11 protein-coding genes are annotated in these 14,047 nt (G+C 70.4%); 5 read left to right on the top strand and 6 right to left on the bottom strand.

Features of this window, described 5'->3' with window-relative positions:
* Positions 1-96 precede the first annotated feature (96 nt).
* A complete protein-coding gene (gene typA / locus BLV01_RS23250) occupies positions 97-1,947 on the bottom strand; it encodes a translational GTPase TypA (RefSeq protein WP_091805863.1) in 1,851 nt (616 codons plus the stop codon).
* Positions 1,948-2,397: 450 nt separating this feature from the next.
* Between typA and BLV01_RS23245 the strand changes: the two genes are divergently transcribed.
* Entirely contained in the window at positions 2,398-2,904 is a 507-nt protein-coding gene (locus BLV01_RS23245; protein ID WP_091805860.1) for a peptidylprolyl isomerase, read from the top strand.
* A gap of 197 nt (positions 2,905-3,101) precedes the next feature.
* On the opposite strand, the gene BLV01_RS23240 is transcribed toward BLV01_RS23245, so the two are convergent.
* The 3 genes from BLV01_RS23240 to BLV01_RS26485 are packed head-to-tail and all read right to left on the bottom strand — an operon-like array spanning position 3,102 to position 5,646.
* Positions 3,102-3,680: a hypothetical protein gene (locus BLV01_RS23240; RefSeq protein ID WP_139179125.1), complete on the bottom strand. Its 579-nt coding sequence runs from the start codon at positions 3,678-3,680 to the stop codon at positions 3,102-3,104.
* Positions 3,677-4,897, bottom strand: coding sequence for a M48 family metallopeptidase (locus tag BLV01_RS26490; protein WP_175486225.1), 1,221 nt, complete (start codon positions 4,895-4,897; stop codon positions 3,677-3,679). The genes BLV01_RS23240 and BLV01_RS26490 overlap by 4 nt, the downstream gene beginning before the upstream one ends.
* A complete protein-coding gene (locus BLV01_RS26485; RefSeq protein ID WP_175486224.1) occupies positions 4,894-5,646 on the bottom strand; it encodes a hypothetical protein in 753 nt (250 codons plus the stop codon). Before BLV01_RS26485 ends, BLV01_RS26490 begins: the two co-directional genes overlap by 4 nt.
* 395 nt (positions 5,647-6,041) lie before the next feature.
* Here BLV01_RS26485 and BLV01_RS23230 point away from each other — a divergent pair, with 395 nt between their 5' ends.
* The 4 genes from BLV01_RS23230 (at position 6,042) to BLV01_RS23215 (ending at position 9,669) form a co-directional block, all read left to right on the top strand.
* The gene (locus BLV01_RS23230) at positions 6,042-7,247 is read left to right on the top strand and encodes a pyridoxal phosphate-dependent aminotransferase (protein ID WP_091805854.1); all 1,206 of its coding nucleotides are present in this window, start codon (positions 6,042-6,044) and stop codon (positions 7,245-7,247) included.
* A gap of 41 nt (positions 7,248-7,288) precedes the next feature.
* Positions 7,289-7,681, top strand: a complete 393-nt coding sequence (locus BLV01_RS23225; protein ID WP_091805851.1) for a glutaredoxin family protein — start codon at positions 7,289-7,291, stop codon at positions 7,679-7,681.
* 72 nt (positions 7,682-7,753) lie between these two features.
* A complete protein-coding gene (locus BLV01_RS23220) occupies positions 7,754-8,740 on the top strand; it encodes a malate dehydrogenase (protein WP_091805848.1) in 987 nt (328 codons plus the stop codon).
* 251 nt (positions 8,741-8,991) lie between these two features.
* Positions 8,992-9,669, top strand: coding sequence for a LuxR C-terminal-related transcriptional regulator (locus BLV01_RS23215; RefSeq protein WP_091805845.1), 678 nt, complete (start codon positions 8,992-8,994; stop codon positions 9,667-9,669).
* 146 nt (positions 9,670-9,815) lie between these two features.
* On the opposite strand, the gene BLV01_RS23210 is transcribed toward BLV01_RS23215, so the two are convergent.
* A complete protein-coding gene (locus BLV01_RS23210; RefSeq protein ID WP_091805842.1) occupies positions 9,816-12,533 on the bottom strand; it encodes a hybrid sensor histidine kinase/response regulator in 2,718 nt (905 codons plus the stop codon).
* 194 nt (positions 12,534-12,727) lie between these two features.
* Complete coding sequence (locus tag BLV01_RS23205) at positions 12,728-13,882, bottom strand: OprO/OprP family phosphate-selective porin (protein ID WP_254782749.1); 1,155 nt, start codon at positions 13,880-13,882, stop codon at positions 12,728-12,730.
* Positions 13,883-14,047 lie beyond the last annotated feature (165 nt).

The raw sequence follows: 14,047 nt of genomic DNA, 5'->3' as shown, positions 1-14,047 counted from the left end.
AAGCGGAAAAAATACGCAGACCGCGCGCGACGCCGCGTTGCGCGGCGTGCGGAGCGGGGCGCGGACCGGCGGTTGCGGTCCGCGCCCTCATCGCGATCAGGCCGCGCGCGAAGCGCGCTTGCGGTCGGTCTCGCTGCGGAACTTCTTGCGCAGGCGGATCGCCTTGGGGGTGATCTCGACCAGTTCGTCGTCGTCGATGAATTCCAGCGCCTGCTCCAGCGAGAACTTGATCGGCGGGATCAGGCCTTCGTCGTCGTCCTTGCCGGACGCGCGGAAGTTGGTCAGCTGCTTGCCGCGCAGGGCGTTGACGGTGAGGTCGTTGTCCTTGCTGTTGATGCCGACGATCTGGCCCTCGTAGATCTCCTCGCCCGGCTCGATGAACAATCGGCCGCGCTCCTGCATGGCGATCTGCGCGTAGGCCGGCGAGGGGCCGGTGCCGTTGGAGATCAGCACGCCGTTCTGGCGCTGGCCGATCTGGCCGTCGGCCTTCGGGCCGTAATGGTCGAACACGTGGAACAGCAGGCCGGTGCCGGCGGTGAGCGTGCGGAACTCGGTCTGGAAGCCGATCAGGCCGCGCGCCGGGATGATGTAGTCCAGGCGCACGCGGCCCTTGCCGTCGGGTTCCATGTTCTGCAGCAGCGCCTTGCGCTCGCCCAGGCGGCCCATGACGCCGCCCTGGAACTGCTCTTCCATGTCCACCACCAGCGACTCGTACGGCTCCTGCATGATGCCGTCGATTTCCTTGATGATGACTTCCGGACGCGACACCGCCAGCTCGTAGCCTTCGCGGCGCATGTTCTCGATCAGGATCGACAGGTGCAGCTCGCCGCGGCCGGAGACCTTGAACTTGTCGGCGTCCTGGGTGTCCTCGACCTTGAGCGCGACGTTGTGCTGGGTCTCGCGGGTGAGGCGGTCGCGCAGCTGGCGCGAGGTCAGGAACTTGCCGCCGCTGCGGTCCTTCACGCCGGCGAACGGCGAGTCGTTGACCTGGAAGGTCATCGAGATGGTCGGCTCGTCCACCGTCAGCACCGGCAGCTGCTCGACCGCGGACGGATCGCAGATGGTGTCGGAGATGCCGAGCGCCTCGATGCCGGAGAACGCGATGATGTCGCCGGCCTGCGCTTCGCCGACTTCGACGCGCTCCAGGCCCATGAAGCCGAGCACCTGCAGCACCTTGGCGTTGCGAGGCTTGCCGTCGGCGGCGGAGATCACGGTGACCTGCTGGTTGGTCTTGATCTTGCCGCGCTGGATGCGGCCGACGCCGATCACGCCGACGTAGTTGTTGTAGTCCAGCGAGGTCACGCGCATCTGGAACGGGCCTTCCGGATCGACCGGCGGCGCCGGCACGTGGTCGCAGATGGCTTCGAACAGCGGGGTCATGTCGCCGCCGCGCACGCTCTCGTCCATGCCGGCGTAGCCCTGCAGGCCCGAGGCGTAGACGGTGGTGAAGTCGAGCTGGTCGTCGGTCGCGCCGAGGCGGTCGAACAGGTCGAAGGTCTGGTCCAGCACCCAGCTGGCGCGCGCGCCCGGACGGTCGACCTTGTTGACCACGACGATCGGCTTGAAGCCCATCGCGAAGGCCTTCTGGGTGACGAAGCGGGTCTGCGGCATCGGGCCGTCCATCGCGTCGACCAGGATCAGCACCGAGTCGACCATCGACAGCACGCGCTCGACCTCGCCGCCGAAGTCGGCGTGGCCCGGGGTGTCGACGATGTTGATGCGCCAGACTTCCTTGGTGTTGGGATTGGTCCAGCGGATCGCGGTGTTCTTGGACAGGATCGTGATGCCGCGTTCCTTTTCCAGGTCGTTGCTGTCCATCACGCGGTCCGGGACCACGGCGCGCTCGTTCAGGGTGCCCGACTGCTTCAGCAGCTGGTCGACGAGGGTGGTCTTGCCATGGTCGACGTGGGCGACGATGGCGATATTGCGCAGGCGTTCGATGGACATGCGGGAGGACGCCGTAAGGCGCCTAGACGTTGGAAGGAAGCCGGCCATTATACCGGGCAAATACGGCAAACGCCTGTGCGGGCGGGGGTTTTTGTTCAGCGACCCAGCAAGCTGAACGGGCCGGCGGCGGTTTCGGCCCGGCCCGACAGGGCCGGCGCGGACGGCGACCGCGCGGAAACCGGGTAAAACGCGGGGTTTCCGACGCCGCGAGGCCGCCAGTGCGGCCGCGTAATCTCACCCGGCTGTGCGAAGTATCGGGCGGCGGCGGACTTCGCGGCCTCGGCGCGGCTGCTGCGGCGGCCTTGGCCCGGCGCTGTCGCGGCTTGGACGGCTCCGGCAGCGGCGGCCGGCGGGTTCGTCGCTTCGGTACCCTTGTGGATCGCCCCCGCCGTCGCCATCTCGGCCGGCGACGATCCACCCCATTCCCCATCGCCCCCTGGAGCACGTTGCATGAGCCTGATCGCCACCTTCGACACCTCGCGCGGCCCGATCCGCGTCGAACTCGCCGCCGAGAAGGCGCCGCTGACCGTCGCCAACTTCGTCAACCTGGCCCAGCGCGGCTTCTACGACAACCTCAGCTTCCACCGGGTGATCCCGAACTTCATGATCCAGGGCGGCTGCCCGCAGGGCACCGGCACCGGCGGCCCGGGCTACCGCTTCGAGGACGAGACCCGCAACGGCCTGGGCCACCAGCGCGGCGTGCTGTCGATGGCCAACGCCGGCCCGGGCACCAACGGCAGCCAGTTCTTCATCACCCACATCGTCTGCGATTGGCTCGACGGCAAGCACACCGTGTTCGGCAAGGTCCTGGAAGGCCAGGACATCGTCGATACCGTGCAGCAGGGCGACAAGATCAACTCGGTCAAGATCGAGGGCGACACCGCCGCGGTGCTGGCCGCCAAGGCCGAGCGCGTGACCGAGTGGAACAAGGTGCTGGACGCGAACGCGCGTCCGTAAGCCTTGCGCCCGCCGCGGGTTCGCAGCGGCGGGAACGAAAAAGACGGCCGCGAGGCCGTCTTTTTTTTGGGGTCGCATGGCCCGGCGGATTGCTGCCGGTGCATGGCGGCCTGAGCCGAGGGCGTCGGGCCTGAAGGCCCTCCCGCAGGACATCGGGCGGGAAGGCCCGACAGGGCTTCGGGCGGGCGGCGGGGCGCTCAGCGCACGAACTGCATCGTGTCGAGCATGCGCCCGACCGAGTCGGCGTCGCGGCCGTAGTAGTGCTCGCTCGGCGCCATCCACACCAGCGAGGTCAGCTTGCCGTCGCGCTCCACCGCGGCGACGGTGCCGCGGTAGTTGAGGCCGTCGGCGTTGCTGAGGGAGAAGTCGAAGCGCAGGCCGTCGACCGCGCCGAAGCGGTGCGGATGCAGTTCGCCGCCGTCGATGTTGACCGCGCCTTCCTCGCGCAGGCCGTCGAGCACCAGGTCGCGCAGTTCGTCCGGGCGCATGCCGCTGCGGAACCACGGGCCGTCGGGCTTGGAGGCCTTCTCCTTGCGCGCCATGAACACGTGTTCGCCGGGCTTGATGTTGGAGTAGATGCGCAACTGGTTCAGGCGGGTGCCGTCGATGGTCCAGGTTTCCTGGCGCGCGCCCTTGATCCGGGCCCAGTCCAGGGTGCTGTCCAGGCGCAGGTCGAACACGGTCGAGGCGCCGGCGCGCTGCAGGGTGTTGGCGGCGCAGCCGGCCAGGGCGAGGACCGCCAGGGCCGCGGCGAAGGTCTTGAGGCGCAAAGTCACGGAGCGGTCTCCAGTTCGGCGATGGTTTTTTCGATGAAGGGGCGTTCTTCGGCGTCGGGCGCGGCGGCGAGATAGCGGCGGAACGCGTCGATCGCGGCGGCCGCGTCCTTGCGTTCGCGCAGCGCGTAGGCCTGCTCGCGCCAGGCCGCGGGCGGCGCGTCGGCGTGGGCGACGGCCTCGCTCAGCAGTTGCGCGCTGCGCTGGCGGTCGTCGTTCTTGCCGCGGCGGCGGTAGGCTTCGGCGAGGTAGTAGCCGTACAGGCCCTGGTTGCCGTGGTCGCCGGCGCGCAGGGCTTCCTCGCGCAGGTCGCCGATGACCTGGATCGAGGTGTCGTAGGTGCGCCGCGACAGTTCCCCGGCCAGCCAGCGGTCCAGCCACGGCCGCATCGCCGCCTGGTAGGCGTCGCGGCCGATTTCGCCGGGCGCGCCGGCGTGGGTCTTGGCCGCGGCGGCGGTGTCTTCCAGGCGCTCGGCGGTGTTGGGATGGCTGGCGAACACCGGCCAGGGCTTGGAGCGCTTGCTGGATTTTTCCTCGCGCAGCATCCGCCCCCACACCTGCGCGCCGGCCTGCGGGTCGTAGCCCAGGCCGACCACGCGGTCGAAACCGATCCGGTCGGCCTCGCGCTCCATGTCGCGCGAGAACTTGCTGACGCTGGCCAGCCCGCCGAGCGAGGCGGCCAGCGCGACCACGCTGGGGATGATCGCGATCGACGCCATCGCCGCCGTGGTGCTCTTGGCCTTGGTCCAGCCGCGCAGGCCGTGGCGCTGGCGGTAGTGGGCGAACTCGTGGCCCAGGACCAGGGCCAGCTCGGATTCGTCCTGCATGCGCAGCAGCGCGCCGGTGAACACCAGCATCGTGCCGTTGGGCGCCATCGAGGCGTTGAACACCGGCACGTCGACGATGTAGACGCGCAGGTCGGCGCAGTGCTCGCCGGCGACCTTGCAGGCGACGCCGTGCACGTAGGCGTTGAGCGCGGGATCGCGCACCAGCGCCGGCGCGGTCTTGATGTCGCGCTCGGCCTGGTCCATGCCGTACCACAGCTCGGCCTCGGTGCTGCCGGGGCTGGGCCGTTCGCCGGGCCGGATCGGTTCGACCGGCGCGGCGGCCGACGCCGGCGCCGGCGCGGCGAGCGCGCAGGCCAGGACCCACGACAGCGGGGCGGAGCGGAGCAGGGCGGAGGCGGGCCGGCGCGGCGGACGCAGCGCCGCGCCGCTCACAGCGGAATGCCCTTGAGCATGCTGGCGACGGTGCCCTTGGCGCCCTTTTCGTCGCGCAGGTCGCCGCTGCCCTTGACCATCTGGTTGAACCACACGACCTGGCCGGTGCGCAGGTCCACCAGCGTGGCCACGCCGACCTGGCTGCCGCCGCCGACGTCGATGTAGGCGCCGACCGCCGCGCCGGCGAGCATGGTCAGCAGCCGCACCGCGGTGCGCCCGCCGGTGGCGTAGGAGTCGCGGATGTAGGTGAACAGGGCGTAGTCGGCGCCGGTGGCTTCGCGCAGCCCGGCCACGCCCGGGCCGAGGCTCCAGTCCATGCGCGGCTTGCCGGTCTTGGCGTCTTTCTTGGTCGCCAGCGCGCCGCCGAGGCTGTACTGGGAAATGCTCAGCGCCACCGCCTGGTTCAGGCGCACGATCTGGCCCATCTGCGAATTCGGGTCGAGGTCGTCGGGCACGTCGTAGTCGTCGCGGCGCTCGGCCTTGGAGCCGGCCAGCAGCTCGCGCACGGCCTGCGGGTAGAGATTGCGCGCGGCGTCGGACCATTCCTTGCGCGGCTCGGCGAGCCCGCCGGCCGAGACCAGGCTCAGCTCGATGTCCGGTTCGATCAGCACCACGCTGCCTTCGACCTTGAGCGCGTGGCCCTGGGCGTCGGTGGCGGTACGGTTCTGGGCGTGGGCGGCCGACAGCGGCGCGCACGTAATCGCCAGCGCCAAGACGGCGCCGGCCAGCTTGCTGGCGAGTGATTTCATCGAATCGGCCCCCTGATGCCGATGTCCCTGACGAAAGCGTTTGGAATCCCCGAGCGGCCCGAACGGCCGCGGCCGCGTCCCCCGCGTCCGCCGCCGCCTGCATGCGCAGGCGATTCGAGCCGGCACACTAAACCTGAACGCCGTCTCGTTTTCAAGAGGCGGATCGTGCATGGCCAGCCGGCCGCAGATGCACGGCCGGCGGCGCCCGCGGCCTCGCCCCGCGGCCGCGCGCGGGCCGGTCCGCAGCGGCCGCTGTGATACCATTCTGCGGCTCGAACCAGCGGTAATCGCGGCCCTTTCCGCAAGGTCGCCCGCGAGGCGCCCCGCGCGCCGCGCCGCTGCTTCCGGCGCCGTCCATCCTCGCTCCGTCGTAACCACCCCACGAGGTTCACACGATGCCCCAGCTCGCCCGGCGCATCGGTCGCGCCAAGCCCAGCGCGATCATGCAGGTTGCCGAAAAGGCCAAGCGGCTCAAGGCCGAAGGCCGCGACATCATCAGCTTCTCCATCGGCGTTCCCAACTTCCTGCCCGGCGACCACGTCTACGCCGCCGTGCGCGAAGCGCTGGCCAAAGACAGCGGCCAGTACGGCAGCAACCGCGGCGCCGACGCGCTGCTGGACGCCTTCATCGAGCACATGGGCAAGATCGGCCTGAGCGGCTACGGGCGCGTCAACTGCGCGACCGGCATCGGCGCCAAGCACGTGATCTACAACATCGCCGAGGCGCTGCTCGACGAAGGCGACACCATCGTCTTCCCGACCCCGTACTGGACCAGCTATCTCGACATCGCCGAGATCGTCAACGCCAAGATCGACCTGCTGCCGTGCCCGGCCTCGCAGGACTACAAGCTCACCCCGCAGCAGCTCGACGTCGCCCTGGCGAAGAAGCCCAAGGTGTTCTTGTTCAACAATCCCTCGAACCCGACCGGCATGGTCTATTCGAAGGAAGAGATCGACGCGCTGGCCGCGGTCGTCGCCAAGTACCCGGACACCTGGGTCATCACCGACGACATCTACAACCGCATGGTGTTCGACGGCCTGGGCTACCACAACTTCGTGCACTCGCGTCCCGAGCTGCGCGACCGGGTGATCTTCATCGACTCGCTGTCCAAGACCTACGGCATGCCGGGTTGGCGCGTGGGCTTCATGGCCGGGCCGGAAGTGATCGCCCAGGCGGTGACCACGATGAACTCCAACCACATCACCAACGTGCCGGAGATCGTCACCGCCGCCGCCGTGGCCGCGCTGTCGGGCCCGCAGGACGTGCCGACCCAGCGCTGCGCCGAGTTCCAGGCCAAGCGCGACCAGGTCATGGCGGTGATGAATTCGATCCCGGGCGTGATCTGCCCGCGTCCGCAGGGCGCGTTCTACGTCTTCCCCGACATCAGCGTCGCCTTCGGCAAGACCCACCAGCCCAGCGGGACCAAGATCGGCAACGACATGGACCTGTGCAACGCGCTGCTGGAAACCAAGGGCGTGGCCTGCGTGCCGGGCTCGGCGTTCGGCGAACCCAACGCGCTGCGCATCAGCTACACCTGCCCGACGCCGCAGCTGGCCCCGGGCCTGCAGCGCTTCCAGGAGTTCTTCGCCGAGCTCGCCTGAGCCCGGCGAAGCCGCCCGCCCGCGACGAGAAGGACGACGTCATGCGCGTAAGCACCGTGTTGTGCGTCGTCGCCGCGCTCGCCGTGGGCGCGGCCGGCGCCAAGCTCGCCATGGGCGGCGGCCTGCCGCAGCAGTGGTTCGGTTCGGCGCCGGCGCAGCTCGCCGCGGACGATCCGCGCCACGCCACCGGCGACAAGCGCATCGTCATGCTCGCCGCGCAGTGGTGCGGTTACTGCGAAAAGCTGCGCAAGGACTTCGAGCTGGCCGACGTGCGCTACACCCTGATCGACGTCGACACCGAACAGGGCCAGCGCGCGATGGCCGCGGTCGGCGCGCGCGGCGTGCCGGTCACCATCGTCGGCCAGGACATCGTCTACGGCTACCAACCCGACCAGATCAAGGACAAGCTCGCGCCGCTCGGCTACCGGCTGTGACGGCGCGCGCGTCCTGTAAACACTCGCGGGCCCGCGCCCGCCCCAACGTTCACTAGCGAAGGAAACACCTCGATGAAGACTCCCGTCCGCGTTGCCGTCACCGGCGCTGCCGGCCAGATCGGCTACTCGCTGCTGTTCCGCATCGCCTCCGGCGAAATGCTCGGCAAGGACCAGCCGGTGATCCTGCAGCTGCTGGAGCTGCCGCTGGAGAAGGCCCAGGCCGCGCTCAAGGGCGTGATCATGGAGCTGGAAGACTGCGCGTTCCCGCTGCTGGCCGGCATCGTCGGCACCGACGATGCGGAAGTGGCGTTCAAGGACGCCGACATCGCCCTGCTGGTCGGCGCGCGTCCGCGCGGCCCGGGCATGGAGCGCAAGGACCTGCTGCTGGAGAACGCCAAGATCTTCACCGCCCAGGGCGCCGCGCTGAACAAGGTCGCCTCGCGCAACGTCAAGGTGCTGGTGGTCGGCAACCCGGCCAACACCAACGCCTACATCGCGATGAAGTCCGCCCCGGACCTGCCGGCGAAGAACTTCACCGCGATGCTGCGCCTGGACCACAACCGCGCGCTGAGCCAGCTCGCCGCCAAGGCCGGCGTGGCCGTGGGCGACATCGAGAACCTGATCGTGTGGGGCAACCACAGCCCGACCATGTATCCGGACTACCGCTTCGCCAAGGCCGGCGGCGCCTCGTTGAAGGACAAGATCGGCGACGCCGACTGGAACGCCAACACCTTCATCCCGCAGGTCGGCAAGCGCGGCGCGGCGATCATCGAAGCGCGCGGCCTGTCCTCGGCCGCCTCGGCCGCCAACGCCGCGATCGACCACATCCGCGACTGGGTGCTGGGCAGCAACGGCAAGTGGGTGACCATGGGCGTGCCGTCGGACGGCAGCTACGGCATCCCCGAAGGCGTGATGTACGGGGTGCCGGTGATCACCGCCAACGGCGAGTACACCCGCGTGGAAGGCCTGGAAGTCGACGAGTTCAGCCGCAAGGCCATGGACAAGACCCTGGCCGAGCTGGAAGAAGAGCGCGCCGGCGTCGCCCACCTGCTGGGCTGAGCGGCTCGCGCGAGCGATGCATGAACGGGGCGGCTTCGGCCGCCCCGTTCGTTTTTGCGGTTCGCGGGGCTGCTTTTGTGGGAGGGATTTCAGCCGCGATGCTTTTTTCCCGGATCGCGGCGACCTGAGCGGAAAGCATCGGGACTGAAGTCCCTCCCACAAGCGCGAGCCCCGGGGCCGAAGCCTTCCCGGCCGCCCCGGCCCGCGGCCGGAGCGTGTAGGATCGGACCCGCTTTCCACCGGGATCCCCCATGGCCGACGCCGCGCTGCGCATCCTCATCGCCGACGACCATCCGATGTTCCGGGCGGCGTTGCGCTACGCGCTGGGCGAGATCGCGCCGGGCGCGCACATCGTCGAGGTCGCCAGCCAGAGCGCGCTGGAAGCGGCGATCGGCAGCGGCGAGGCGTTCGACCTGGCCATGCTCGACCTGATGATGCCGGGCGCGATGGGTTTCTCCTCGCTGGTGTACGCGCGCGGCGAGCGGCCCGAGCTGCCGGTGGTGATCATTTCCTCGAACGAGCACCCGCGCACGATCCGCCGCGCGCAGCAGTTCGGCGCCTTGGGGTTCGTGCCCAAGTCGGCGCCGGCAGCGGTGCTGGGCGAAGCGGTGGGCGCGGTGCTGGCCGGGCAGGTGTGGTTCCCGCCGCAGCAGGCCGAGCGCGACGAAGGCGACGCGCAGCTGGCCGACCGGCTGGCGCAGTTGACGCCGCAGCAGATGCGGGTGCTGTTGCGGCTGGCCGACGGGCTGCTCAACAAGCAGATCGCTTATGAGCTGTCGCTGGCGGAGAACACGGTGAAGATCCACGTCACCGCGATCCTGCGCAAGCTGGGCTGCCATTCGCGCACCCAGGCGGCGGTGCTGGTGAAGGGGCTGTCGCTGGAAGAGGACGGCGGCGAGCTGCACGACGGGGTCGGCGGGTTGGCCTAGCGCGCGTCGGCGCTTGCGTCGCAAGCGCAGTGGCGCAGTGGCGCGGTCGCGGCTTGCGCCGCTCCTACAGTCGCTGCGTTGTCGCGTCGAAGCCTTTGTAGGAGCGGCGCAAGCCGCGACCGCGGAGTTTCAAATCGCGCCGCAACTCACTCGCCGCGCGCCAACAGCCGCGACGCCAGCGCGCGCAGCGCCGCCGGCTTGAGCGGCTTGGGCAGGAAATGCCAGTCGCGCTCGGCCGCGCGCGGGCGCAGGGTCGGGTCGGCGTCGGCCGACATCAGCACCACCGGCGGCAAGCGTTTCCACTTGGCTTCCAGTTGCGTCGCCAGTTCGAAGCCGGTGCTCTCGCCCAAGCGGTAGTCCAGCAGCAACAGCTCCGGCGGCGGCTGCGCGTCGGCGCGGGTCAGCGCTTCGGCGGCGCTGGCGGCGCCGCTGGCTTCGCAGCCCCAGTCGCCGAGCAGGCCCAGCGCGGCCTGGCGCGAATGCAGGTCGTCGTCGATCACCCAGACCGTGCGGCCGCGCAGCGGCGAGTCGGGATCGGCGGTGGCCGCGGCCTGCGCCGACGTTGTCGCGGACTGGGGCGCCGCAACCGCAGCGGCGGCGGTCGATGGCGCGGCGTTCGACGGCGTAGCAGTGTCCGGTCCGGCCACCGCGCGCGCATACGGCGCCTCGACCGAGAACACGCTGCCGTGCCCCGGCCACGAACGCACCTCGACGCGGTGGCCGAGCAGGCGCGCGACCCGCCGCACGATCGCCAGGCCCAGGCCGGCGCCGCGCTGCGGCGCTTCCACGCCGGTGTCCAGGCGCTGGAACTCCTCGAAGATCAGCTCGCGCTTGTTCTCGGCGATGCCCGGCCCGCTGTCCCACACCTCGATGCGCACGCCCTCGCGCAGGCGTCGCGCGCCGAGCACGATGCGGCCTTCGCGCGGGGCGAACTGCATGGCGTTGGAGACGAAGTTCTGCAGGATCCGCCGCAGCAGCACCTCGTCGCTGTCGACCAACGCGCGGGTGGGCAGCACGTGCAGGCGCAGCCCGCGCGATTCGGCGAGGATGCGGAACTGGCTGTCGATGGCGGCGAACACCCGCGCCAGCGGCAGCGCCGCGCGCCGCACTTCCAGCGCGCCCGATTCCAGACGCGAGATGTCGAGCAGGCTGGAGAGGATGTCGTCCTGCGCCGCCAGCGCGGCCTCGATGTGGTCGGCCAGTTCGCGGCCTTCCCGATCGCCGACGCGGCGGCGCAGCGAGGACAGGTACATGCGTGCGGCGTTGAGCGGTTGCAGCAGGTCGTGCACGGCGGCGGCGACGAAGCGGGTCTTGGAACGGTTGGCGCGCTCGGCCTCGCCCTTGGCCGCCCGCAGGTCGCTGGTGCGCTGCTCGATGCCGCGTTCCAGGCTGTCGGCCAGCGTGCGCAGGTCGCGCGCGGCCTGCTTGTAGGCGGTGATATCGGCGTAGCTGGTGACGAAGCCGCCGTCGGGCATCGGGTTGCCGCGGATCTCGATCACGGTGCCGTCGGGGCGCTCGCGTTCGTGCAGATACGGCTGGCCGCGCTGCAGATGGTCGAGGCGGCGGCGGATCGCGTCTTCCGGATCGGCGCCGAGCAGGCCGCGGCGGGCGTTGAAGCGGATCAGGTCCTCGATCGGCCGGCCCGCCTGCAGCAGTTCGGGCGGATAGCGGAACAGTTCGGCGTAGCGCTGGTTCCAGGCAACCAGGCGCAGCTGCGCATCGACCACGCTGACGCCCTGCGGCAAATGCTCCAGGCTCTGGCCTTCGCCCATGCTGGCCTGCCGCGCTGCGTGCACCAGCCCGTCCTGCGCGTTGCGCAGCGCTTCGGCGTGGTGCTCGACCATCTTCTCCAGTTCCTGCCGGCTGCGCAGGCGCAGCGCGGCGATGCGGCCGCGCTGGACCAACAGCAACGCCACCGCCACCGCCAGCAGCCAGGCGCCGGCGGCGACCGCGCGCGCGATCCAGGCGGTGCGGATGCTCGGGGTGACGTCGCGCAGCAGGTGCAAGGTCCAGTCCTCGCGCGCCAGGTGCAGCGATTGCCACAGCATCGGCTCGCGCAGGCGCGGCTCGCGCCAGCGCACCACGCGCGCGCCGCCGTCGATCTCGCGCTGCACGTCGAACGCGACCGGACGCAGGCGCTGGCTCTGGTACTGGCGGGTGTCGCGCAGTTCGCGCTGCCAGTCCGGCGGCAGCCGATGCAGCATGCGGTAGCGCCATTGCGGCTGCGCCGACAGGAACACCACGCCGTGGTTGTCGCTGAGCAGGACCACGTCGCCGCGCTCGCTCCAGTCCGAGCGGATGTCCTCCAGTTCGACTTTCACCGCGACCGCGCCGACCGCGCCGCCGCGCTCGTCGCGCACCGCGCGGGCGATGAAGTGGCCGGGCACGCCGGTGGTGACGCCGATGGCGTAGAACTCGCCGGCGCCATGCGCCATCGCCAGCTGGAAGTAGGGACGGAAGGCGTAGGAATAGCCGACGTTGCTGTTGGGCTGGTCCCAGTTGCTGGCGGCGATGCCGGTGCCGCTGCGGTCGATCAGGGTCAGGGTGCTGGTGCGGTTGGCGAAGTTGAGCTGGACCAGCCGCTCGTTGGCGCGCTGGCGCTGGGCGGTATCGCCGGGATTGGCCAGGGTCGCGCGCAGCTGCGGGTCCAGCGACAGCACCGCCGGCATGATCCGGTAGCGGTCGATGTGCTGCTCGATCACCTGCGCGCGCTGCGCCAGCAGCGCGCTGGCCTCGCCGGCCTGGCGCTGCAGCGCCTGGGAATAGGCGATGCGCCCGGCCACCAACGCCGACAGCAGCATGCCGGCCAGGATCAGGACGATCCAGGTGGCGGTGCGCAGTTGGCGGCGGCGGGTGTGGAGCATGGTTCGGGCCGGGGAAGGGAGAAAGGAAAAAGGGAGCGGAGCGCGGCGTCGGGGCCTGGGCAGACTAGCGGGGCGGGGGTGAGACGGCGGTCAAGCCGGGCCCCGCGCTGCGCGGCGAACGTGATGCCCGCCGCGCTTCGAGATTCGCGGCGGTTCCAACCACTCCGCGTTCCCGTCTTTCTCAGCGCCAAGCCTTAAAACTGCAGCTGCGCGCGCATCTCCAGCAGATCCGGATCGGCCGACAGCAGGCCCTTGTCCGCCTTCACGTGCACGTAGTTGGCCTGGAACTTGAAGTGGCTGGTCAGGTACCAGTTGGCGCCGAGGGTCCAGTCGCGCTGCTTGCCGCCGGCGATGCCGCCGTCGTCGAGGTCGAGCTCGCCGTAGCGCGCCAGCAGTTCGACCGCGCCGTAGCCGTGGGCCGGCTTGACGTTGCCGACGTTGTTGCCGGTGTAGGGCCGGGTCTCGCCGGTGAGCACCCAGCTGCCGGTGAGGTAATAGCCGTCGGCGCTGAAATCGCGCTGGCCGTTGTCGCGTTGCGCGGTCGCGCGCAGGTACTCGGCCTGCACCGACCACGGCCCGTCGATCCACAGCGCCTCCAGGCCGTTGCGTACGATCTTGTCGGTGTCGCGCAGGCTGCCCGAATCGACCAGCCGCGTCGCGGTGAGGCCGTTGAGCGGGCGCGCGCGCAAGCGCGCGGCGGGGCCGAACCAGGCGCCGCGGCCGTCGCGGTAGCCGTGCGGGTTCTCGACCGATCCGCTCAGGCCCAGGTGCACGACATGGTCCTTGTCCTTGACCGGCGTCCACACCGCGCGCCCGGCGGCGGTGGTGCCGGGGTTGTCGCCCTGCAGGTCGTGGCCGAAGAAGTAGGCGGCGCTGAGCGCGTAACGCGGGCGTTCCAGCGACCATTCCACGCCGGTGCGGCGGCCTTCATAGACCGCCTGCGAGGCCGCCGACAGCTCAAGCAGGCTGCCGGCGCGCGAGGCGGCGACGCTCTCCATGCTGACCGGGGTCTTGAAGTAGCCGACCCGGACCTTGCCGTAGTCGGCGCCGAGCATGGCCTTGGTTTCCAGGCGCAGGGCGACGTCGAGCCAGAGCTTGGATTCGAAGTCGAACACCGCGGTGAAGTCGTAGACGTCCTTCTTCTTGAGGTTCATGCCGAATTCGCGGCGGCGGTAGTGGCCGTCGTCCTTGAGCCGGGTCGCGGCGGTGCCGTAGCCGTCGCCGTCGAAGTCGACCACGTCGTAGGCCCAGTTGGCGGTGGCGGAGAGTTCGGTGCCGTCGGCGAAGCGGTACTTGGTCGGCCAGTCGTCGAAGCTCGCCGCCGGCGCGGCCTGCGGCAGCGCGCACATGGCCAGGGCGAGGGGGGATGCGGCGAAGGCGAAGCGGGCGTTGCGCATGGTCGTGCTCCAGGTTCGTCGGCGCCGTCCTGGCAGCAGGGCTCCGTGCCGGGCGCGCGAGGCGCCCGGCAAGGGGGGAAGTCGGGTGGATGGCGGCCCGCGCGCGGGCCGCCCGGT

Source organism: Lysobacter sp. yr284 (assembly GCF_900107375.1).
GTDB lineage: Bacteria > Pseudomonadota > Gammaproteobacteria > Xanthomonadales > Xanthomonadaceae > Lysobacter.
This window is presented reverse-complemented; position numbering and strand designations above follow the sequence as displayed.